The 24,948-nt window shown below is 52.2% G+C and carries 13 protein-coding genes; 7 read left to right on the top strand and 6 right to left on the bottom strand.

The genetic code is table 11. The features are described 5' to 3' along the window. Position 1: 1 nt before the first annotated feature. Complete coding sequence (locus ACYQ2L_RS00740; protein WP_460049998.1) at positions 2-5,962, bottom strand: alpha-2-macroglobulin family protein; 5,961 nt, start codon at positions 5,960-5,962, stop codon at positions 2-4. A gap of 121 nt (positions 5,963-6,083) precedes the next feature. Here ACYQ2L_RS00740 and ACYQ2L_RS00735 point away from each other — a divergent pair, with 121 nt between their 5' ends. Next, entirely contained in the window at positions 6,084-7,667 is a 1,584-nt protein-coding gene (locus ACYQ2L_RS00735; protein ID WP_460049996.1) for a sensor histidine kinase, read from the top strand. Between the two features lie 21 nt (positions 7,668-7,688). On the opposite strand, the gene ACYQ2L_RS00730 is transcribed toward ACYQ2L_RS00735, so the two are convergent. The 4 genes from ACYQ2L_RS00730 to arfB form a co-directional block, all read right to left on the bottom strand. Next, positions 7,689-9,824 (bottom strand): methyl-accepting chemotaxis protein, encoded by a 2,136-nt coding sequence (locus ACYQ2L_RS00730; protein WP_460049994.1) that lies wholly within the window; start codon positions 9,822-9,824, stop codon positions 7,689-7,691. Between the two features lie 81 nt (positions 9,825-9,905). Beyond that, positions 9,906-11,345, bottom strand: a complete 1,440-nt coding sequence (locus tag ACYQ2L_RS00725) for an amidase (RefSeq protein WP_460049992.1) — start codon at positions 11,343-11,345, stop codon at positions 9,906-9,908. Between the two features lie 2 nt (positions 11,346-11,347). Continuing rightward, a complete protein-coding gene (locus ACYQ2L_RS00720; RefSeq protein ID WP_460049990.1) occupies positions 11,348-15,796 on the bottom strand; it encodes an acyl-CoA dehydratase activase in 4,449 nt (1,482 codons plus the stop codon). A gap of 78 nt (positions 15,797-15,874) precedes the next feature. Then, positions 15,875-16,288: an alternative ribosome rescue aminoacyl-tRNA hydrolase ArfB gene (gene arfB / locus ACYQ2L_RS00715; RefSeq protein ID WP_460049988.1), complete on the bottom strand. Its 414-nt coding sequence runs from the start codon at positions 16,286-16,288 to the stop codon at positions 15,875-15,877. 120 nt (positions 16,289-16,408) lie between these two features. On the opposite strand from arfB, the gene ACYQ2L_RS00710 reads away from it, so the two are divergent. The 3 genes from ACYQ2L_RS00710 to ACYQ2L_RS00700 are packed head-to-tail and all read left to right on the top strand — an operon-like array spanning position 16,409 to position 18,839. Then, positions 16,409-17,008, top strand: coding sequence for a DUF1707 SHOCT-like domain-containing protein (locus tag ACYQ2L_RS00710; protein WP_460049986.1), 600 nt, complete (start codon positions 16,409-16,411; stop codon positions 17,006-17,008). A 33-nt stretch (positions 17,009-17,041) separates the two neighbouring features. Continuing rightward, positions 17,042-18,412, top strand: a complete 1,371-nt coding sequence (locus tag ACYQ2L_RS00705; RefSeq protein WP_460049984.1) for a hypothetical protein — start codon at positions 17,042-17,044, stop codon at positions 18,410-18,412. Position 18,413: 1 nt separating this feature from the next. After that, a complete protein-coding gene (locus ACYQ2L_RS00700; protein WP_460049982.1) occupies positions 18,414-18,839 on the top strand; it encodes a hypothetical protein in 426 nt (141 codons plus the stop codon). A 29-nt stretch (positions 18,840-18,868) separates the two neighbouring features. On the opposite strand, the gene ACYQ2L_RS00695 is transcribed toward ACYQ2L_RS00700, so the two are convergent. After that, entirely contained in the window at positions 18,869-19,726 is an 858-nt protein-coding gene (locus ACYQ2L_RS00695) for a helix-turn-helix domain-containing protein (RefSeq protein WP_460049979.1), read from the bottom strand. Between the two features lie 207 nt (positions 19,727-19,933). Between ACYQ2L_RS00695 and xylA the strand changes: the two genes are divergently transcribed. The 3 genes from xylA to tkt are packed head-to-tail and all read left to right on the top strand — an operon-like array spanning position 19,934 to position 24,898. Then, positions 19,934-21,247 carry a xylose isomerase gene (xylA, locus tag ACYQ2L_RS00690; protein ID WP_460049977.1) on the top strand — a complete coding sequence of 438 codons (1,314 nt, stop codon included), beginning with the start codon at positions 19,934-19,936 and terminating at the stop codon, positions 21,245-21,247. A gap of 19 nt (positions 21,248-21,266) precedes the next feature. Next, positions 21,267-22,913, top strand: coding sequence for a hypothetical protein (locus ACYQ2L_RS00685; RefSeq protein ID WP_460049975.1), 1,647 nt, complete (start codon positions 21,267-21,269; stop codon positions 22,911-22,913). After that, complete coding sequence (tkt, locus tag ACYQ2L_RS00680) at positions 22,910-24,898, top strand: transketolase (protein WP_460049973.1); 1,989 nt, start codon at positions 22,910-22,912, stop codon at positions 24,896-24,898. Before ACYQ2L_RS00685 ends, tkt begins: the two co-directional genes overlap by 4 nt. Positions 24,899-24,948 lie beyond the last annotated feature (50 nt).

Raw genomic sequence — 24,948 nt, 5'->3', positions numbered from 1 at the left:
ACTACTGTATTACCGACAGAACCCCGCCTGAGCGGCCGAAGACCTCCGGCTCATCAATCAACTCCGCGTGGGCAGAGGCCAGTGGATACACACCCGGGTACACGGCACGAAACAGGAAGCTTACGGTCTGACTACCGGCATACACGGAACCGAAGTAGTACTGCAGCTCGCCATCATAAATTCGCTGTATAGGCCGGATCCAATGTGTCCACCAGCCGCCGGAGCCAAAACCGAAATATCCCTCACCTGTATATTCCTCGGTATCACCGTAATCAGTCTCGCGGGTCCATGAACGCTGATTCACACCGCCATCAGCGGCATATTGCCCACTGGTCTGCAGACTGCCGTCCACAATTTCTGCTCCGGAGGGTACCGGCACCCTGAGCGCTAGATTGTAGTAGCGGGAAGGTGCCTCAAGGTTAACCACCATCCGGTAGGTCTCACCACGACGAAGCTCGGCTGCAGCAATTATTGTGCCGTCTGTCTTTTCAATCCAGGAGCTGACACCGATTCCTTCATCCCTGGCCGATATGAGTTCATCCGGCAGGGAGTAGTTCATGAGCGCTGTGTATTGCAGGGGATGCACTGCAGTTGAAGCGAAGCCTAATTCAAGCAGCTGATTTCTCGGCAGCTCATTCAGTGGCTCGTCAAACAGGGGCAGTACTGAAACCTCAGCCGGATCATAGAGACCGGGAGCAGTTCCTGCAGCAATCTCCTGTCCATCCAGACTGATTACATAGCGGCCGACTGTACCGGCAGCATCTCCCTGCGTACCGGCCCCGTATCGAGGTGCCATGGCGCGTAAACCCCAGAGCTGGTCATCACGCTGACTCCACTGCCCGCTGTTGATCTCGCGAACCAGGGTGTGGGCTATGCGATCCAGATGATCAGAATCCGGCTCCAGAGTCGAAAGCAGCATATGCAGAAGCGCGAGCCGCCGTGCAGGGGCATCAAAATAAGTTCGTGCTTCATAGGTCTGCAGGAAATCAACTCCCCGGGGACTTATATTTACCATATTCATCATCCGTCTCAGGGAATCCCTGGCGATGCGCTCAGCCTCCGCTGCTTCCGAAGAATTCTGCAGAACTCCCAGGGCAATAAATCCGAGACCATCCATTCCAAGTTCATCGCCGTACTCAAGCAGGCTCCGCGCCGTTCCAAGGTTGCTTCCATACAGCATAGAGCGGACGTAATAGGCATATGCCCGCGTGCCGAAATCAATACGCCGGTCCTGGATTATGCTGTCGATCTTATTTCTGAGGGCCTGAATCTTTAATGATCCAGGCAGTCCACGGGAGCTTTCTGCTTCATACTCAGCCAGGAAATGGGCTGCTCTCAACGTGGTCCACAGAGAAGACTCAGTGCTGCGCTGCAATACGTCACTGAACTCAACAAATCCACCGTCTTCATGCTGCAGAGTAGCGATGCTGCGCACAAAGGCGTCGATTTCTTCGGCATCCGCCCCGGGTCTTCCTGTCAGATCCCTGAATCCGCTGCCAAGCAGCAGAGATGGTGAAAAACGACTGATACGAGAACTCAGTGAAGAATGCCAGATTCTGTCCAGCGCTGCTGCCTGCGCAGCCAGCTGATACAGCCGGCTGCCATGCAGCTGCAATCTCAGCTCGCCGAATCCCTGCGCTGCGCTAGACGGAAACAGAAACTGTTCAAGCGCCTCAGCCTCAGGACCAATGGTACCAAATACCGATACCGTCTCGGGATTCAGACTTCGCTCAACGCGCAGACTGCTCCGCATACGGTCACGGAAGACTGCCCCCTCCCCGGCTGCATCTTCAGCCAGAAGATCGAAGACCAGCTCGTAGCTTCCCTCCTGCATCGCGGCTAACTGGAACGCGAACTCACGGGTTTCCCCCGCTTCCAGCCGCAGCTGAAGCTCAGCACTGCCGTCAATCAGCAAGCCATCTTCCCTACCTGCAATCTCTGCCAGAGAAAGCGTCACATTCTGTGCCCCGGACTGCAGATTTCTGACGACCACACCTGCAATGGCGGTATCCCGCTCTCGCAGCAGCCGTGGCAGGCTTGCCCGCATCGGCATTGGGTTACTGACCAGAATCTCGGATTCCCGCAGCGCAAAGCTGTTGCCGTAGACCCCGACCGCAGTCAGACGATAGGTAGTGAGACTGTCGGGAAGATCGATTTCTAAATCAATAATTCCATTCTCATCGCTCAGCAGATACGGCTCGAAAATAGCAGTAGGCCGGAAATCCTTCCGCTCATCCATTTTCTCCCCGCCAGCATCTCCGCCCTGCAGGTTTTTCACCTCATAGGTTACCGGATCTATCAACAGAGAGCGTGAATCAGCCCCTGCAGTCCCGAGCGGAAATCGGTAGGGGTTGTAGAAAAACGCTACCGGATCCGGCACGCGGTAATTGATCAGATCCAGAACACCGCGATCGACCGCCATAAAACTCACCTCTGCCCCGGCCACGGGTTTACCGTCCCGGCTCAGTTTCATGCGTACCTCTGCTGTTCCACCGGGCTCGAATCCCCCAGCAGCCGGAATAATCTCGATATCGAAGCGCCGCGGTTCAGGATTAACCTCCAGCACTGCAGCCCCGAAATATCCCTGGGGTTTACCCAGATCCGGCTCGAAATAGTTTTTCGGAGTCTCCTGACGCTCGCTGGCAGAACTCAACATGACGTATATGACCGGGACATGGTGATCCTCGATTGGAACATTCAGCACCGTCTGACTGCCCTCGATTGTTATGAGCTCATGCGAAAAAATTCCCTCTCTCTCTATGGTCAGTAGATACTCTCCATGCGGCAGAGGTGTCTGCACAAAAATCTCGGCAGTATCCCCCACCCGGTATTCAGCCCGGTCCGGCTGCATTCCAATCATCTGTGAGTCATCCGCCCACCATCGGGTGAACCCGGAACCGGATGCATACAGCGTCAGCTCGGTGATCAGTTTCCGCCCGGCAGAATCACTGCCCTGTAGTCTGAGCGTATAGGTGCCGGCAGATGGAATCTCGAACTCCAGATCCGCGGCTCCACCCCTGAGGTCTAATTCCTGATTCAGAATGCTGACCTGTTCCCGTTCATAGCGGGTATTCATGCGCCCGCCGATACCCTGCTGCTGCACCAGCTTCCATCTGGTTTCTATAACTTCAAGACTGAAATCTCGGCCAGCACGATAATCCTCAGCGACTGCTCTTCCGTCTATATGCACCAGTTGTGATTCCAGGCTGTAGATCTTGCCGGCTTCGACAAAATAGCCACCCCAGTAGCCCCTGTTCATTCCCGGTATTCTCAATCCGGCGTATATTTCTGCTGGATGCACTACAAAAGCGGCTCTTCCGGCAATCTCCTGACTGTCGGCATCCTGCACCCTGGCCTCGAACTGATACTGCTGCGGCATGCCTTCAATGCTCCCTGCAGATTCTGTCCTGACCTGCTCGACAGCCCGGCCGGTACCATCCAGCTGTCCGGATCCCTGACTGACAAGCCCACGCCCGCTATGCCGATGCAGCGGACCGAAGCGATATCCTGCCCACTCAATTCCTGGAGGCTGATACAGCACCGGCCCACGAATGACATCAAAAAAATACTCAGCGGATGTCATCCCGCCACCGGAGAGATATTCAGCACTGATGCCAATACCAGCATCCTCACCCATAATGACATCAACAGCCGGAGCCTTGACGTCGACAGAAAAGGCTGCATTGCGGAAATGGGCAACCTGCACTGGCACCCGTTCGTAATCATACCTCGCAGCCCCTCGCCGCTGGTACTCCAGATAATACAGGCCAGGCGCCAGATCAGAATCCAGATCAAAACTGCCGTGAAAGCCTCCGTTTTCAGTTGCCCGTGCAGTCTGCGATCCGAATGCCCGGTCCACCCGCCAGTCACTGGATACCAATCTGATCGTATAATAACCGGAATAAACCTCATATTCACCGAGAACCAGATTCCGGTCGATTCCCCGAAAACTCATGGTCTCGCCCGGACGGTACAAACCACGATCGCTGAACATAAAGGTAGCCCGACGCCCATCCTCGATTCTTCCGGGATTTACCGAAGCGCGGATACCATGAGCCCAGGTGTTGTGGCTGTAGTTCGGTTTGAATTCGATAATATCATCAGCATTTTCAACCCTGATGATCAGCTCATCCCGCTGATACTGATCCCGGTACAGTTTCTGGAATTCACCAGGCTCAAGATTGATTACCGCAAGACCATCAGCATCGCTTAGCCCACGGTTCCCGTAATCGGATCCCCGCGATCCCGGCAGCAGACGCACATCCGCGCCGACTACCGGGCTATTGTCAGTCAGACTTCGGATCCAGACCAGCACCTGATTGTAGGCGTATCGTACCGTTACTCCCATGTCGGTTACCTGCAGCTGCAGGTTTGTCTGACTCCAGGTTGGCCGAACACCTCGGTCATTCTTCTCCGCGAAGTTCCAGGAGATACCTACCCATCCCTTGCCGCTTTCGTTCAGGTAAGGACGAAGATCCTTGACATCGAACCAGCGCGTGTTCTCGGGCACTGCACTGAAATCATAGGGATACAGGGAAGAGGCAGAGAAAGCCGAGAAGGGGTCCGTAATTGAATCAATTCGCCAGACACCATCATCCATGTTCTGGTGCTCGAAAATAATCCGGGGTACAAACTGCGCTTCCAGAAAACGGCTGCCTGCATTCGGAAAATAGTAGTACCTGGCAGCCCGTGGAATTTCGATCTCTACTGATTGTTCCTGACCGGTTTCGCGGCCATAGACATCCCGAATTCCAGCCCCGATTTGCAGACTATAGCTTGATTCATAGACTACTGGTAGATTATTCAGCCGGATTACATTCCTGAAGACCTCTATATAATCACTCAGTTTCCGGCCCTCATCCAGTTCCAGGTCGATGTCTATATTCCCCTCAAGGCTCGTCGGATCCAGTTCATGGCTGAATTCCAGAAAGATCGGGTTACTGTCACCTTCCTCACTTCGGGGAAACATATACGACCGGCTTGAATACTCCCGGTATTCAAAGGGAGTAATGCTGTGAAAGCTCCTGACTTCATCCACCAGGCTTTCCATATAGCCCGGGAAGGCACTGGCGCCTGCCCGCAGACCGATACGCAGGGCGGTATTCTCCGGCAGATTATTCGAGAGTTCGAGAATAAGACTGCGCCTGCGCAGATTCTCATCTCCCTCAACCTCCGCTGATTCCGGATGCCGTACTGTGAATTCCACATTTCTCGGTCGGGCAACCGGCCCAAATTCTACATCTATAAAAGAGGAAACATGATCCGCGTCTACCGGAGAGTTGAACCGCAGGCTGAAAATCCTCTGTTCCGGAGGAATCTCACTGTGATCAATCGGCTCGCCTCCCCTGCCGGGAAAAGCCTGCACCAGCTTCAGGCGTTCCCGGAAAAAGCTGAAAGAAAAATCATGGTAATCTTCATGAAGAACCGCGCCGCCTGCTGAACGCAGCCCGGAATCAACAGATATCTGGACCGGCTGCTGGGCATCAATCGGATTATCAGGAATAAATACCAGTGTCCGGGATCCATACCAGCGGTACACACCGGGCAGCTCCGGCTCGATCTGCAGAATCGAGCTTGAATACTGAACCTCCCCCAGCATGGCAAGCGGAACCATAGGGTGGCTGAAGCTTACATACACGCGCGGACGCCGGTTTTCTGCAGGAAGTTCATCAACCGGCCCCCAGTCAATAATCCGGACATCTCCTGCAGGCTCCGTCCCGGTTCCGACAGACAATGCCTTATCCTGAGCGGCATCTGCAGCAGCTTCATAATAGACAATCGAACCCTGTATGAAGCCGGATACTGCAGCCTGGCCGTAAGGAACAACCTCACTGACCGCCCTGCCACCGGATGTAGCCCAGCCCTCCAGGTCCCCCTCACGGGCTGCCCCGCAAGATACCACCAGTCCCAGACATATCAGCAAAAGTACTGCTGAAATTTTCTCAAGATTGCTTTTAATCATCTATTTCCCCCGCTGCATTTCCTCATGAAATATAGCACAGAAAAAACTGCACTGCATGCAGAAACGCGAATCATCACCCTGCTATGGCAGAATCGGTATTCATGCCCTATACTGATCATATATGAGCTTGCAGATTGTGGCCTCAGCAAAGTTATATCTCCGCATCTTCTGCTCTGCAATACTGTATCTATCTGTAGCGCTCCCGACCTTGGCCAACAGCAGTGCTATCACTGATCTCGAACAACAACCCACATTTGCCCAATCCGCAGTTTCGATGATGATCATTGACCCATTTTCCGGCCTCATTCTCTCTGCCAATCAGGCAGCCACCGACTATTACGGATACAGCCAGGAGGAATTCCGCGGCTTGCCGGTCTCAGAACTCAATACCATGCCCGTCGATACTATCGCATCACTGCTGGCCACAGCAGCAGTTAATGAAGCTAATCATTTTACAGTAATCCACCGTCTGGCAGACGGGACAGAGAGAAACGTCGACGTTATCTCCTGGCCGATACAGCACAGAGGCCAGATCTACCTCAGCTCGATTATTCACGATGTCACTGACCGGGAAACAACCAGAATCGATTACCTGAGAAATGCCGAGCAGATGCGGCGCGCCGAAATAATTACCGAAATCGGCTACTGGAGTTTTAATCTTCAGACCGGTCATGTGACAGCCTCGGATGGCGCCAGGCGAATCTACGGTCTCGGAGACAGGCCAATGGAAATGGCAATAGTACAATCCCTGGTTCATGGTGAAGACCGTCCAATGATGGACAGGGCACTCGAGGAACTGCTTGCCGGACACGAATATAATGTGCGCTTCAGAATGTACCGCCTGGAAGACGGCGAACTGCGTTACATCCACTCCATGGCTGAGTACGATGCAGAAACAGCCACCGTCTTCGGCACCATTCACGATATTACCGATCAGACTATGGCCAGCATGAGGCTGCAGAGACAGACCAGAAGATTCTACCTTTCCGTTTTTTTTGCTCTCGCCATTCTACTGCTGATTATTTTCCGTCTCGCCGCTGTCAATCGAGAGAAGCAGAAAGCAGAAAAGCGGATCGGAAAAATGGTTGCGGAGAAGGACATGCTCCTGCGCGAGGTGCACCACCGTATTAAAAACAACATGTCTACTGTCGCTAATCTACTCAGTCTGCAGGCTGACATGGTGGACAATCCGGATGCACGGGAAGCCCTGGAGGAGGCCCAGGGCCGGGTCAGAAGCATGCTGATTATCTACCAGCGCCTGTATCAGTCCGAGGCCTACGGGCAGCTGCAGGTCCGTGAATACATAGAAAGCCTGGCAGAGGAAATTCAGGACAGCTTCAATGAAGGCCACAGGATATCGCTTAATATAGATGTTGAAGATTTTACCATGGATGCAGGACGGCTCTTCTATCTTGGCATACTGATCAACGAACTGCTGACAAACTCCGTTAAGTATGCTTTTCCGGACGAGCGTTACGGCAATATCTACATCCGGTCATATTTTGATGAGACCGAAAAAATGGCGTATCTACAGATAAAAGATGACGGCATCGGATTTCCCGTTGACTTCGACAGGCAGAAGGATGCCGGCTTCGGGCTCACACTTATAGACATAATCAGCAGCCAACTGAATGCCGAATCCAGCTTCGAAACCGAAAACGGCACCAGCTTCAGCATCAGCTTTGTTCCCTGCCTCAAATCCTGAGGCTTACCCTCTGACAAACTCCTATAATTCCTCAAAGTCCGAATCATCCCCGATATCCATATTATTCATATCCGAAAGCGTAATACCCGTGACCCGGGATTTCCGGATGTCCTTCGCAGGACTGTTTTCAGACCGCGGAGGCTTGGCAGAAGCCGTTTTTTCAGGCTGGGTTCTTGCAGGTAGCCTGGTTGCAGATGGCCTTTTCGGAAGCGCAGTTCTGCCTGCTGCTTTCGGCGCAGTCACAGCCGGCCGGACAGCAGCTCTCAGCCCTTCATCATTCTGTATCCGGAAGAATGCAATGACCTCTTCAAGCTGCTGAGCCTGTGAGGACAGTTCTTCGGCTGTTGTTGCGAGATTCTCCGTCTGCGCAGTCTGCTCTTCACTGGTAGCAGCTACCTGCTCGGCTGATGCTGCGGACTGCTGCACAACCTGATCCAGTTGGGACACCGCACTGTTGACCTGGGAAGCACCGCTGCTCATCTCTTTACTGGATGCCGTAATTTCCTGCACCAGGTCTGCTGTCCGTCGTATATTCGGCACCATCTCCGCCAGGAGCTCTCCGGCCCCTTCTGCAACCTTGACCGAATGCGAACTCAGACTGCTTATTTCTCCAGCTGCCACAGCCGAATTCTCGGCCAGTTTCCTCACCTGCTGGGCAACAACTGCAAATCCCTTGCCGTGTTCACCAGCGCGAGCTGCCTCAATAGCCGCATTCAGGGAAAGCATATTCGTTTCCCGTGCAATGTCCTCTATTATGCTGATTTTTTCGGCAATCTGCTTCATGGCCTGCACGGTTTCCCGTACTGCCTCACCGCCCTTCTCGGCATTTTCAGAAGACTGCAATGCGATCTTTTCGGTGGCCTGGGCGTTATCGGCACTCTGCTGGATGTTTGCTGCCATCTGCTCCATTGATGCCGAGACCTGCTCAACCGAAGCAGCCTGCTGGCTTGTTCCCTGACTGAGGCTTTGTGCCGTCGACGAAAGTTGCTCGGACCCCTCGGAAATCTGCTGGGCAGCATCCTTCATTTCTACACTGCCATCACTGACATACCTGGCAGTCGTCTTGATACTTTGCACTACTGAAGTAAGCTGGGTCTGCATCTCATCCAGAGATTGCACGAGTACCCCGATTTCATCCCGACGCTCCCGGTATTTTTCGGGAATAATCCGGGTCAGATCCCCCTGGGCCACCGCCTTGGCCTGCTCCACGGAATCGATTATCGGTCTGGCAGTAAGATTGGCAACAAATATGGCAGCCGCGAGCACCGCAGCCAGGGTTACGAGTACCGAAACTGCAATGAACCAGATCAGCCGGTTTACCTCGGCATTCATATCGCTATCCGGAATAAGGTAGGCCGTTGCCCAGTTCGGTGAGCTTGGAATCGGTGAAAAAACCGCATGCATCCGTGTACCATCCGGGCGCTGATAATCTCCTATGCCGGATTGTCCATTCACTATCATGCGGCCGATTGCATCAAGGCCATCATATTCCCTTGAGTTCAGGAGATTCAGGCGCATGCGCAGGGCAGGGTCGGGGTGAGCAGCAATCAGTCCGCTGCCGTCCACTATCATGCCGACGCCATCCTGACCATAGCGCATGCCATCTATCACCTCAGAAAGAATATCCAGGGTGATAACGGCCCCGATCAGACCCAGACGCTCCCCCTGGAATCCACGGACCTCATGGGCCACCACAATAATGTCCGAATCACTGGAGAGGCTTTCCAGGGCATTGCTGATTGCTTCGGTTTGTCCACCGTTAATAATTTCCTGGAAGTAATCCCTGCTTGAAATATCACCGACAACCCCGAGACTGGTTATGTACCGGCCGCTCGGCTCGGCATAGAAAACAGATTCATATTCAGGATTCAGGGTATCCCTACGGCCTGTGAGGTATTCGGTAGTGGCTTCAAAATCACCTTCCCGTATTATATTGAGATTAGTAATTCCCCGGACCTCGTTTCGATGACCATCCAGCCACCTTCCGACCTCGGAACCGCGTGCATCCACGATTTCCATGGCAAGATCCTCGATTGTCTGCCGCTGGGCATTCCCTACCTGTAGCAGAATGACCAGGGACATTGCAAGAAGAAGCAATGCCGAAACCCCGCCAAATAAAGCAACCATACGCCCGCGAACAGTCCTGAACCCTTTCATAACACCTCCATAGCAATTGTGAAGAATTTAATTCTAATGCATCACAGGTAAAATCACAAAAAAAGTGCGGGAGTTCAGAAATTAAAAATTCAGCGAGGGAGCTTCCCGGAATCCGGAAATTTCTTCGAAGGCATGTGCCAGACAAAGCAGTCCGGCATCCTCATAGGGCCTGGAAATGAACGAAACCCCGACCGGCAAGCCCTTTACCAGACCAGCTGGCACGGTAATATGCGGCCAGCCAGCAACAGCAGGTCCGGACGTGCAGCTGCAGTCCCAGGCAGCAGAATCACCATTCACATGATCGATCATCCAGGCCGGGCCACCGGACAGGGTAAAGATCGCATCAAGATGATGCTTCGAGAATACCCTCGAAAGTCCCTTGTCACCGGCGGCCTTCCTGCTCCGTGCCAGGGCTTTCCGGTACCTGGCATCCGTGAGGGATCCCTTCTTCACTGACATTTCCAGTAATTCCTGTCCGAAATGAGGCATGCAGCTTTCACTCTGCTCGAGATTGAAACGTATAACATCCTCCAGCGTCTGCCCTCGTTCAGCAAGGTATTCATTCACACCGGCCTTGAATTCATAGAGCAGAACAGTGAATTCATCGTCCTGAAATGAATCAGCATGTGGTATCTCGACATCTATCAGGACAGCTCCGGCATCCCGTAATACCGAGACAGCGCGTTCAAAAAGCCCGTCCATTCCCCGGTTACTCTGTTTAATAAGGCCACGGGCAATACCGATCCGCTTGCCCTTCAGAAAGCATTCCTCCATTGCATCGATTGCGCAGGCTAATGCAGTGCCGGCACTGCTCATACCAGCCAGCAGAAGAGCGGCATCCCGGACACTCATGGCGATAGGACCAGCAGTATCCTGACTCCTGGAGATCGGTATAATTCCCTCCCTGCTCACCAGTCCATGTGTCGGTTTCATCCCCACCAGACCATTGCTTTGAGCCGGGTTGATTATTGAACCATCGGTTTCGGTGCCCACAGCGGCGGCACAGAGGCCGGCAGCGACAGCTGCGGCCGATCCGGAACTGGAGCCACCGGGAGACCGCTCAAGGCAATATGGATTTCTGGTCTGTCCTCCGCGCGAGGACCAGCCGCTGCTTGAATTTGTCGAGCGGAAGTTCGCCCATTCACTCAGATTTGTCTTACCCAGCAGCACCGCCCCGTTCTGACGCAGGAGGCCCGCAATAAAGGCATCCTTTTCGGCAGCTGTCCCAAGCAGGGCCCGAGAACCGGCAGTAGTCTGCATGCGGTCGCCGGTGTCGATATTATCCTTCAGAAGTATCGGTATGCCATGCAGGGGGCCCCGCAGATTCCCGGCTGCACGCTCGGCATCCAGCTGTGCTGCAATGTCACCGGCATCAGGATTTAGCTCGATTACCGAATGTATATAAGGATCGATGTGCTCGATTCTTTTGAGATAAGCCTGCACCGCTTCACTGCTGGAGAGATCCCCTTTGCTCATGAGCTGCTGCAGACCCGAAATACCGAGCGCCTGAATGCCTTCCATAGCTATTCGCTGACCACAGCTTCTTTCTGCAGTTCACGGATCAGCTGTTTCTGACGCTCATGCTCACTCCGCTCGCGGGAACTGCCTCCAACGCTTTCTACTGCAGTTGCTCCTGCTTCTGCCGTCTCGCTTTCCGCAGCTATTTCACCAGAGTCATCCAGAAGTTCAGACAGATCCGGGTTCTGCCGGAACCGCAGAACATTCAGCATGAAAATATCCAGCTTACTCTTGATTCCAGCCGGCAGCAGATTGCCGTCAACCTCGACAGAGATAATCGGGTACTTCCGCTCCCGGGCCCATGGCGTGTAGATACCCTCGATTACCCGGCCGATCAGACAGGCAAAGGGAGAGATGTTCACAACCCCGCTGTAACCGCTTTCCATGGCAGTTGCGGCCACCCCGCTTGAGATTGCGATCTCGCTGTTGAGCTCATGGCTCAGAAAATGGTCAGCGGTGTTCTGCATAATTCTATCCATATCGTGAGGCGTCGGCGGAATCAGTTCACAGCTGGAAAGCGCTGTCTTGACCTTTTTCTCGACCCAATGCTTCCAGGCGACTTCAAGGCGGAGCTTCAACAGGCCTTTCGCTGGATCAGAGAACAGCCTCCGCCAGACAGGCAGCATCCGGAGACGCTTCCGCAGATCATAGCGGCGGACAAAATCAAGATAGTGAATCCATTCAGTGGTGCCACTGACCTTACCGATGATCCCCTTGCGGCTGAACAACTCAACCAGCTCATCGACTGCAAAATCATCTCTACGCACATAGATCTCACCAACAATAAGGGCACGCGGAGCTTCAATCATCTTCTGCTTCAAGGGAACCTGTTTGAGTTCATCGCTGATTGTCTGCAGTACCGGCAAACATTTTGTAACGTCAGTACTGGCTACAGCGATCAGCTCATTCCAGTGCTTGTGGAATTCCACCATGGCTGCAGCGGGGTCTTCAGCACAGGCACGCAGGGTATTCTCGATGTCCTTCATATAATCACTGATTACCATGGCCCACCAGACGTGACGGCTGAACATCGGTCCGAGTTCGGTATATGAATTGTCGGCACTCATGGTAAAGACCACCACGTTCTCGATGTGCAGATCGCGGAAGAGATTCTCGTAGAAAACGAAATACTGACCCGTGCGGCAGGGTCCGGTGGTAATCGGAACAAATAACAGATAGATCTCGTCCTTGCGGTATTCCTCGCTGGCCAGGAACTTGAGGGCTCCCCCGAGTACAAGATGCGAGGGCACACATTCCTTGCCCGATGAATGCGAGCGGGCAATCTGCAGGGTCTTATGATCTGCCGGAGGCAGGGCAACGGCATCAATACCGGTAGAGTTGATTACCTCTGCCACCATTCTGGCACCCAGATCGCCCATGTTGGATACCAGAACCTTAACCCGCTTGTTGCCGCGGATCGGTATATCGCGCTTGTTGTGCTCGTCCCGGATATAGATGTTCTCGTTACCGGGGTTCACAAAGCGCAGGCCATTGTCATAGCGTTCCTGCTTCAGATCACCGATCTTGCTGCGGTAGCCTTCTATAATATCCAGAAATGCCTCGACCCGGGTATCTATCCCGGCATCTGCTGAGTGGGAATCAAGCTCGAGAATAAGGAAGGGCTTGGTACCCATAATCCATTTGAGATAATGCAGCATGAAGCTGTCCGGTGCACAGCTGAAGTTGGTAATGAAGGTCACGTAGATGTTTTCCTCATTCTTCAGGAACTGAGCAGCCTTCATATCCTGCTGGCCGTAGTACCAGTACATGTTCGGGAAGATTCCCTCGTCCTCGAAGGGCAGAATATCATATGGAATAATGGTGCAACCGCGGCTGGTAAACTTCCGTGGAATACCCATGTTGGCATCCTTGGTAAAGGCGTTGTAGGGCCGTCCAAGCAGAGCAACTACCGGTCTATCTGCTGCCCGGGCCTCGGCTATCGCCTGCAGTCCCATCTCGCGGGCCTTGAGGAAGTATTCATCCTGTTTGGCATAGGCGGCATCAAAGGCTCGTTCGGCCTCTGCAGCAGATATTCCCAGTCCGGCAGCCATTTCGACGAAATAGGACATGGCTTTTTTCCTGCCGTACTTGAAGCTGACCACTGGCTGCAGCATCCGCTCTTCAGTCAACTCGGGAAAGGCTTTTTTCAGATAATAGGGCAGTCCCTGGGTGATTGGGCAGAAGTTGGCGTGCACGTCCTTTTCATAACTCGGCATGTCGCGGTAATGCGGGAGGAAAATATAATCTGCACCGCGGTTGAGAATATCCTGTACCGTTCCATGGGCAATCTCGGCCGGAAAGCAGTAGGTGCTTTCGACCCGGGCAACCCCTTCAGCACAGATTTCCTCGGAGAGGACAGTCCGGATACCAAGCTCATGAAAGAACCAGCTATAAAGTGGGTACATCGTGTAGACCGAGAAACTTCGCGGAATACCAACGGTAATATCCCGTCTGCCCATAACCGGCGCTTCTGCGCTGTCCAGATCCGGAGGCGCCATCTCGCTGAACATGAGGTCCATGCGTTTTTCCACATAATTTACGATCTCGGAATCGCGGAAATTCTTTTTCTTGCGACTGTTGGCGTAGAGATTACAGCGGCCGCCGAATTTGTACTTGTGGCCGTTTATATTCAGGATCCGGATCGGGCAGAAGTTTTCACAGACCTTACAGGTAAACTCCCGCTCATAGACAATTTCCGTCTGCAGGATCTCATCTATGCGGTAAACCTGTTTCTGCAGAAGGCCGTCTTCCAGCTTCTGCATAGCCAGCAGACCTACCCCGTAGGCGCCCATCAACTCGGGATTCGGTGGAACAAGAATTTCCTTGTCCAGCAGAAGAGCAAAGGCGGGAGCGACAGCGATATTTTTGGCAACCCCGCCCTGCAGCACGATCTTCTTGCCGATAGATCGGTTTCCGACCACACGATTCAGGTAGTTGCTGACAATAGAGGTGACGATACCGGCGGTTATATCCGCCTTGTCTGCACCCTGCTGAATTGCATTTCTAATATCAGAGTTGATGAATGCCGAACAGTGCTCTCCAAACTTCAACGGGGCCGTGGCCTTGAGCGCAACCGGCCCGATCTCGTGGGCATGCTTGATATTCAGATCTCCGGAGGCTGATTCCTCCAGAAATGATCCGGTTCCGGCCGAGCAGGCCTCATTCATGGCATAATCAATCGGTACCTGATTCTTGATGTATACGTATTTTGCATCCTGCCCGCCAATCTCGAAAATCGTATCGACCTCGGGATCGAAGTGGGTTGTGCCGACTGCATGCGCAATAATCTCGTTATAGACAGCCTGGGTTTCCAGGAAAACCCCGAGAATTTCTCGTGAGCTGCCGGTTGTAGCTGCCGTTGAAATCATGATCGGGGCATCACCAATGACAGCCTTGACCTGTTCATCGATTTTTACCAGGCATTCCTTCAATGCATTTACCGGATCGCCATGGGTCCGGCCATAATGTTCGGCAACAATCGTGCCATCCTCAATGTCGATCAGACAGGCCTTGGTGGTTGTCGACCCACCGTCAACTCCAAGAATATATTCACCGCCAACCTTCACGGTTCCGCGGGGACTGTCCAGATAGGTCACCCGTCCGAGCTGGGGCTCAAGACTTTCATAGCGGTCAAACTTGACGCGGTTGGGAAGCAGCAGATCCTTTGGCTCCGGGAGGGGAGTACCGTTTTCAGCCGCCAGAAGAGCGGCGCCGTAGGCTTCGAAAACGGGGGCTGTATCCGGTACATTAAAGCGGATCTCGGGCATTTTTTCCTGCAGGGAGCGCAGCATATGCGGATTCTGGGTAACCCCGCCGGTCAGCAGAACCTCGCCGCTGAGAATCTTCGCCCGACGCAGAAAATCAGCCACCTTGGTGGCCATAACATCACTCATGGAGACCACAATGTCGTGCTTGGTGGCCTCGCCCTTGTTCAGTCTATGGGTACAGTCGCTCTTCATAAACACCGAACAGCGCGCTGACAGCGACATAACCCTGCAGTCTGAGCTGACTCCGGCTACCTGATCGAGCTGCATGTCCATGCGGCCCAGCTGCTGCTTGAAAAACTCTCCGGTACCGGACGCACACTTGCTGCCGGAGAAACTGGTAATAATGCGGCCTGAATCATCCACTGTGTAGAGAACCATGTCCTCGCCACCCAGAGATACAACCGCATTCGGTCGGCTGCCTGAGCCCGCCAGTGCTGCCTCGACACAGACCGGTTCCACGGTATTCTTCAACCTGAACTGTAAGCGGCCCTCTGTTCCTGTAACAAGTGCAGGCACAGAACATGTATTCAGCTCAGCCAGAAGCTTCCGCGCTGTTTCTGCAAATTCGCCATCATGTGGAACTGACTTCTGATATATTATTCTATCGCCCTCAAGCATTACCAATTTCACACTTGATGAACCAACATTCAAACCGATGCTGCGACCGACTGTGTTATTACTATGCATAACCATACCTCATTCCCGGATTATACCGGCCCCTGACTGAAAAGTGAAGAGAGCTGTTACTCTTGAATAGTTCACCGTTCACTCGTCCTGCTGCCAGTTCCTCTGCTGTTTCTGTCTGCCTCGATTTTGCTTCTTTTTCAGCCTGCGTTCGCGCGAGGCTGCGGTGGGCCTGGTCGGCCGGCGCTTCTTTTCCTGCTGCAGGGCAGAACCAATAAGATGAACAGCCCGCTCGAGCGCAATCTCGCGGTTGCGAAGCTGGCTCCGGGTTTCACTGCACTGCAAAACAAGCATTCCCTCTGCATTTATCCTGTTTACAAGAATCCTGTGCAGACGCGCCAGCTGAATCTCACTCAGTTCGAGACGATTCAACTCAATACGAAGAGTTACGCGAGTATTGAGCTTGTTCACATTCTGACCGCCTGGACCGCCCGAACGGGAAAACACTTCCTCGGCTGTCTCACGGATTCTGTATTCGAGCATTTCCTTGTCCATTCTACTATTCTACAATGAAAACAGCTCTGTTGGGAGCTTTTTACAGAATAACCAGCAATTCCAGATCTGCGCATGTACATGAACTGCTTCGGTAGTATATTCTTTGCCTGGAGGGTCACTATGCAGGAACAAGACAGTAAGGAAATGAAAATCCAGTCACGGGCATCGGATTCGGACCGCATGCAGGTTGAAGAACTGCTCAGATCGGCAGCCACAGACGGCCGGATCGATTTCAGTGAGCTCGAAGATCGACTGACGGCGGTATATGAGGCCAGAACCATGAATGAACTTGCCCTGATCACGGCCGACCTTCCTGCTGATGCCGTCCCGGAGCTCAAGCCCCTGGTAATGAAAAACTCCAGTGGCGTAATGAAGAAAAACGGTGTCTGGCAGGTACCCTCGGAAATAACAACAGAATGTAATTCCGGTACAATAACGATCGATTTCAACAAGGCAGTCTGCCGGCATACATCCCTCACGGTGAGAGCAACAGTGAATAGTGGAATCGTAAAGTTGATAGTACCGGAGGGCTGGAATGTGAATATGGATGATGTCAGCATCAACAGTGGTATCAGCCGGAACAAGGCAACAGCTGCCTGGCAGCCAGGCAAGCCGGTAATTACAGTTCAGGGCACGGTAAATTCAGGTGTTTTGAAGGCAGTTCATCCCGGTCCAGGACCTTTTATCAGATTTTTACAGAAACTCTTTGCAAAAAAATGATTTTCTCCACTGTATGTGTCTATATTTTCCGGCATGAAACGAAAACTGATGTTTTGGGGAGTAATAGCGGTCCTGATCCTGAGTGCTGCATGTTACTATGATCCGGTCAACACCAATCATGAGATTCTGATTATCAACTCCAGACCTGGACTGGGAGAGGTCAGAGCCGTAATTGACGGAAAAACACACCTGATCGACGATCTATTCTACAAGGCTTTTTTCAAATCAGCACATATAATTCTTTCCGCAGAAGCAGTTCATGATGACCCCCGCTTCAGTTTCTGGTGGTTTGATAATCAGTATCCCTCAGTAATAATAGCCAATCCAGTTGCTTTTCAGGTATCCAACGAAAACTGGGAAATCGAGGCTGTCTTCAATTGGGAGCAGAATACGACTCCGGTTATTTTATGGGATGATTCGATTCTGTTCACCAATATACATGAGGGCCAACGCAGTCTCAGACGCTGGAACGAAGAGGAAGAGATAAATCTCTATGTCCATGATCCCGGTAGAATAGTTGGCGCAAGCATACATGCCTATTATCCCGCTGAACATGCATTCTACAAAAGCGGTACGCAATGGCTCTTGATTGATTCAGATTTCAGCATAAGCAAGAGTTTTCCTTCGAATACTACCGAAATCTATCCGATTTCCAATGGTACAAGCCTGATCCACACAAAACCGCCCTGGAATGATAATGAGGGAATTCACGATCTGCACTTCGTAAGTAAGGATGGAGGTGTGGCCATGATCGGCAGCTTCAGCAGCGATACCCGCTTTGAAATCTCCAAACCGGGAAGTGCAGAACGATTGTTCGCCGTCGAGCGGCGTCAAAATAGCCATGAAGCCTATGTGTTCCATTCACTGCATACCATAGATATGAGTGTATCATCGCTTGCTGCCGAGAGCAGGCTTCAGGCTGTTGAGAATATTCCAGACTGGTCAAATCCTATGTCGGCATCGCTTGAATCAGGTTACTTTCTATTCAATAAATACTATTCGGACTATTTTCTCCCGGGCCGATATCAGTTCATTGTCAGTGACGGAGAACAGATCCTGAGGTCCCCGAAGGAAGTTGAACCAAACTTCAATGAACTGCACAGAATAAACCGCAATTCTGTTCGCTGGATCAGTGACACTGAATTTATGGCCGAAAAGCATGATGAGAGCTGGCTCCGCTTCAGTATTGAGAATGGTGAATTAAACTTTGCCCCGGATCCTGACTATGAGCTTCCCGAGCGACCGGGTATTGCCTATGCCAGCAGCTCACAGAAGAAGCGGGGAGCTGTGCATTCAAACGAGGATTGGGTTGTAGAGACCATTCCCAATAGCGGCCCTACTGATCTGTTTCTCATACATGAGAATGGAGATACGATTCAGATAACCGGCAGTGAGGAAGGTTGAAATGTATAAAATAATCGCAGTGTGTTTTACGGTAATGCTGCTGAGCAGCTGCGGAAATCTGTTACTTGCTTTGATAGCACAACCGGAAACCGAGGAAATTGACCCATCCAGAATAAAAACAGTCCTGACTATAGAACGATATGACGGAATAAACTGCTCCATAGATGGAAGCCAGGTCACACGCTGGAGTTCAGTAGTTGGCACTCAGAGGGTTTCACATGAAATTAACACACGTGAGGTATTAAAAACCAGAGTCATTGCCTGGCCGGAACTTGAGTATAAAGACCGCAATGTCTATTACATTCTCTATAATCCGGACACCAGCACCCGTATATCCTTAGGCAGCAGCGATGCGCGTCCGGATGGTGTTTTAATCGAAATGGAAAAAACCAGCCTTACTCTGATCCTGAGTCTGGATCCACACTAGGCTCAGGATTACAGTTCCCTTTGAGCTGCCTAAATCAGTCTGGTATGATACTGCGTCGGGGTCATTCGATAGTAACGCTTGCGGTATTCGCTGGGAGGCATGCCGGTGTATTCCCGAAAGCGTTTTGAAAGATGAAAGCTGCTGGAGAATCCCAGTTCATATGCAATCTCCTTCACGCTCAGACTGGTATCAATCAGCATGGCCGAGGCAGCTTCGATCTTCAGTTTATTGTAGTAACGCATGGGGCTGCTGTGCAGATGGCGGTTGAAAATCCGGATCAGATATTCCTTGGACACCCCGAGTTTAATCCGGACCTCGTCGAGACTGATATTTCCGGAGAGATTCTGCTGAAAAAGACTGATTGCCTGCTCAAGCAGAACCGAAATCCCGGGTTCATCCGGCCGGAGGTCACCGCTGGCAGTATAACTGTCAGAGCCGAGCTCATAAATGAGCGACAGCAGTTTGTAGACCCCAGCCTGCTGCTGCATGGCATCGCCGCGGATAAAATCAGTTTTCAGATCATCAAAAATAAAACGCCTGGCCCCACTTATCCGGCAAGGGAAGCGGCTGCGGAAAGCCTGGGAACACAGAAGCTGATTTACCTCATGTTCCGTGGTTGCAGAAAACAGTACGGCATAATAACCAAGCGGCCGCTGCAGGCTTCCGGGGTGAATTTTATGGACCTCATTCGGCAGGGTATAATAGACATAGCCCGGCTGTATTTCCCGTACCGAGGAGTGATCCTCAAAGGTTCCCTCACCATGCAGGAAATAATGAAACTCGAACTGATTCTCGGAATGTGAGTGCCTCCGTGAATGCCAGTGGATAAGCGGTGGCTTGTTCATGGTGTGGACGTAGACCACATCCAGTATCTGTACCTGCTGCATTTCTCAATTATACATAAATAAGTTCACTTTTGTATATTCCCGGACAGTTATTTCCGCTGTAGCATGATTTACAGAACAAGCGGCAACAGGACGGCACCTTGCGTACCTCCTGCACTCCTCTTTCCTAGATTCCGGCAACCTTCGACCATACAGTCAAGGTGCCGTTCTGCTGCCGCTTGGCAAAAAATTCCTATCCAGGAGGATACAATGAGCAAAGACATTTTTTCGGATATTCCGGCAGTCTCGTACGAGGGACCTAAAAGCAGAAACCCGCTGGCTTTCAAGCATTATAAAGCCGACGAAAAGGTCGGTGGTAAAACCATGGCCGAACACCTGCGCTTTTCCATGGCTTACTGGCATACCATGAACGGAGGCGGCACAGATCCCTTCGGTAACCCGACCGTTGTACGCCCATGGGATAACATGAACAATCCAATGGATATCTCGAAAATGAAGATGCAGGGACTTTTTGAACTTGCAGAAAAACTTGGTATACCGTTCTTCTGTTTTCATGATACAGACATCGCGCCTGAAGGTGCAAGCCTGCGCGAGAGCCAGAAAAACCTGGATGAAATCATCTCCCTTACCAAAGATCTTATGAAGGATTCTCCTGTAAAGCTTCTCTGGGGTACAGCTAATCTCTTTTCTCACCCCCGCTATATGCATGGCGCAGCAACCAGCCCGGATGCCCGCGTATTTGCCTATGCTGCCGGTCAGGTACGAAAGGCCATTGAGGTTACCCAGGAACTCGGCGGTGCCAACTATGTATTCTGGGGCGGACGCGAGGGCTACGAAACCCTGCTCAATACCGACATGAAACGTGAATTGGACAACCTTGCCAGATTCATGCACATGGCTGTCGATTATGCAAAGGAAATCGGTTTTACCGGTCAGTTCCTTTTCGAACCAAAACCCAAAGAGCCCACCAAGCATCAGTACGATACAGACAGCGCAACAGTTCTGGGATTCCTGCGGACCTACGATCTGCTTCCTCATGTAAAGCTCAACATTGAAACCAACCACGCAACCCTTGCCGGACACAGCGTTCAGCATGAGCTTCATTTTGCACGTATCAACGGAATCCTCGGTAGCGTTGATGCCAACCAGGGAGACACTCTGCTGGGATGGGACACGGATCAATTCCCCACAGATCTCTACACCACTACTCTCATGATGTACGAAATTCTCAAGAATGGAGGACTGCACAGCGGTGGTCTGAACTTCGATGCCAAGATCCGCCGTCCTTCCTACACCGTACGCGACCTGGTTATCAGCCATGTTGTTGGTATGGACTGCTTTGCCCGCGGACTGAAAGCTGCTCACGGGATGATTGAAGACAAAGCCCTGGATAGCTTCGTAGAAAATCGATACTCATCCTGGACCAAGGGATTGGGTAAGGAAATCAGCGAAGGAAAGGCAAGTCTTAAATCACTTGAACAGGCAATGCTGGATGAACCGGCTTTCTTACCGGAATCAGGACAGCAGGAATATCTGGAAAGCATCCTGAACGACTACCTGTAAACAACTGCGGAGGATGGAAATGGACAACACAAGCAAAAAACTGGTGCTGGGTATCGACTGCAGTACGCAGAGCATGACCGGGGTAATCCTGGAAATACAGAATGAAAAGGTACAGATCCGTGCAGAAAAAAGCATTGTCTTTACTGAAGATCCGCGGACAAACTGTTTCGGAATTCATCCTGAATTGCTGATTCTTCCGTCCTCCGAAGAAGGACAGGCAGAGCAACCGCCGGAAATGTTTCTGGCGGCTCTGGACGCCCTCCTTCATGATTTCATGGAAGAGGGAGCAGAATTGAATTCACTCTCGGCACTGCAGATTTCTGCCCAGCAGCACGGACATGTATACATAAAGGATAGCGCACGACGGGCATTTCAGTCTCTTACCGCTGCTGCATGGGCTGCTGGTGAAGCAGAGCAGGGAAGAAAACTTACAGACATCTTTGAAAACACCTTCTCATACCCGGCATGTCCTATCTGGCTCAGCAGCAACACCAGTGAGGAAGCCGCATCGTTGCGGGACGCCATGGGCGGCTCGGAAGGTATGATACGGGAATCCGGAAGTGACTCCCCGCTGCGGTTCAGCGGAGCCGTAATACGCCGCATCGGAAAAAAGCATCCAGAGGAATATGCCCAGACTGCGGGAATCCGTTTGTTGAGCAGCTTTCTGAGCGGGGTTCTATGTGGACGCATGGATGTTCCGGCAGACTGGGGCAATGCATCCGGCATGAGCCTCATGGCCTACACCCGGAAAAGCTGGTCTCCCGCGCTGCTTGATGCTGCTGCAGAGGGACTGCCCGGTGGTACTGCTGCCCTGTCAGCAAAGCTCGGAGGACTCGCGCATCCGCTCAGCAGAGCAGGCAGCATCGCTGCCTATTTCAGCTATCGCTACGGAATATCTCCTCATTGCCTGATCGGGATAGGCTCCGGCGACAACCCCCAGTCAAAAGCAGCGGTTCAGGGAGAACTACTGAGTCTTGGTACAAGCTTCGTATATATGATTGAACAGGAACAGCCTGGAGTAGATCTACAGGGCTACGCCAACAGTATGTATGACGGACTGGGCAGGCCTTTTATCTTTGCATGCCGAACCAATGGAGCAGCAGTCTGGGATGCCATCTGTAATCATCACAAGGTTCCACGCAAGGACTATGCTGCCCGGGAGCAGGCCCTCCAATCCGTGCCGGCAGGATCAAGCATGGTTCTCTGGCAGCCACGGATGGAATCTTTTCCTCTCAGCAGGGAATTCGAGATTCAGAGAAAAGGAAACGCCGATTTTGCTGCTGACTACAGCGGCCTGATCGACAGCAGCCTGGGCATACTCTACCTCTACAGCCGCAGCCTTTCGGATTCACAGGAGCCCCTTAAAATAACCGGAGGACCAAGCGCCAGTCTCGAGATATGCAGGCGTGCGGCTTCAATCTGGCAGCGCCCGGTAATCAGAATTGCAGGATCAGGGGCAGCATATGGAGTCGCATTGGCCGGCTATGCCGCAATTCTGAACGAGAAGCTTGGCACAAAGGCAGCGCAAGCCGCTGTAAGCGTTCTTCTTGAAGAGAAAGAGCGCATTGATCCGGACCCCGACATGGTCAGAGCGTACCACGGCGGGGAGAAATCCTATCTCAATCAACTTGCAGAAACATTCGAATTAATCGGGAGTATACAATGACAGATGCATCTTTGAGAGCCGCAGCACTTGCTGTACGTTCATTATCCATGGACGCAATTGAAGCAGCGGGTTCAGGACACCCAGGTTTACCTATGGGTCTTGCCGAACTAGGTGTGCTTCTATATGGCGAAACAATGAACTACTATCCGGATCAGCCGAAATGGCCGAACCGAGACCGCTTTATACTATCTGCCGGGCACGGATCAATGCTGCAGTATTCCCTGCTGCATCTGGCTGGTTTTGACCTTCCCATGGATCAAATCCAGAACTTCCGTCAACTTGGTTCACTGACCCCGGGTCACCCTGAGTATGAACACACGGCCGGAGTCGAAACGACAACCGGCCCTCTCGGGCAGGGATTTGCCAATGCAGTAGGTCTGGCTCTGGCCGAGACCATGAGCGCGGCCCGCTTCAACACCTCAGAGCACAGGATATTCGATCATTACACCTACTGTATTGCCGGTGACGGCTGCATGATGGAAGGCGTCACTTCTGAAGCAGCAAGCCTCGCCGGGCACCTGAAACTCGGCAAACTTATTGTGTTTTACGATGACAATCATATTACCATCGACGGCAGTACTGACCTCAGCTTCAGTGAAGACGTACAGGCCAGATTCAGATCATACGGTTGGCATGTTCAGAACGGAAGCGCGTATGATACTGACGATTTGAGAAAGATGATTCAGTCAGCCAAAGATGAAGGCGAAAAACCCTCATTGATCGCCCTGCGTTCAGTAATAGGAAAAGGCGCACCAAATAAGCAGGGCAGTTCATCTGTTCATGGTGCCCCACTCGGCGAAGCCGAAATAAAGGCTGCCAAGAAAGCACTGGGACTTGATCCAGAACTCACCTTTCAGGTACCTCAAGAGGCTTACTGGTTTTTTTCCGGACTGAGGGAAAACCTGAAAGAAAAATACAGCAGCTGGCAGAAAATGTACGATGCCTGGAAAAAAGCCAACCCGGATCTGCACCAGGAATACAGGGCTGCAGAGGCAGGAATTCCGCTCTATAGCCTGAAACTGCCGGATTATTCATCAGGTGATTCCATCGCGACCAGATCTGCAGGACAGAAATCCCTGCAGGCTGTGTCAAAAGCCTACCCCTGTCTCGTAGGTGGTTCCGCTGACCTTGCTGAATCCAATAAAACCAAATTCCAGGGAGTTACGGATTATTCTCCCGAAAACCGGAACGGACGCAGCATCAATTTCGGTGTACGCGAACATGCTATGGGAGCAGTCTCGAATGGAATTGCCCTTTATGGTCTGTTCAAGGTATTCTGCTCCACCTTCCTTGTGTTCTCTGACTACATGCGTCCGGCTATCCGGCTTGCCGGCATTATGAATCTCCCGCTGGTATATGTTTTTACCCATGATTCGATCTATGTTGGTGAGGATGGCCCCACTCATCAGCCAGTTGAGCAGATTGCCGCACTGAGGCTGATACCGGGCCTTCAGCTCTTCCGTCCTGGAGACGCTGAAGAATGCAACCTGGCCTGGCGGCTGGCAATGGAGCGCAGCGACGGACCGGTTGCCCTTGCCCTGACCCGGCAGAATCTGGACGTCTACAGCAAAGCCGATCCTGACTGGGAGAACACTGCGCGGGGTGGTGCCTACATTGTACAGGATTGCGAAGGCACACCGGATATTATATTAGCAGCCAGCGGATCGGAAGTAGGCATGGCCCTCGAGGCAGCAGAATTAGCCAGTAAGGGCAGTGACAAGCCTAGGATACGCGTAGTATCTGTACTTTGCCGCGAACGATTCCTCCAGCAAAATCAGGAATACCGCAGGAAGATTCTTCCTCCCGAAAGTCGTGTCATTACGGTTGAAGCCGGAAGCCGGCTCGGATGGGAATCACTCTGCTGCCCCGATTCAGAAAATCACTTCAGTATTGACCGCTATGGATTGTCCGGCAAGGCAGGAGATGTCAGCAGTGCTCTCGGATTTACCGCCGGGAAACTAGCTGAGCGGTTAAAAGGCAGGTAGTCTTTCCACTTTCCTGCAGTTTTTTTCGGATGCAGGGACATGAATTCTCC

It is taken from the genome of Spirochaeta dissipatitropha, from assembly GCF_054657935.1.
This window is presented reverse-complemented; position numbering and strand designations above follow the sequence as displayed.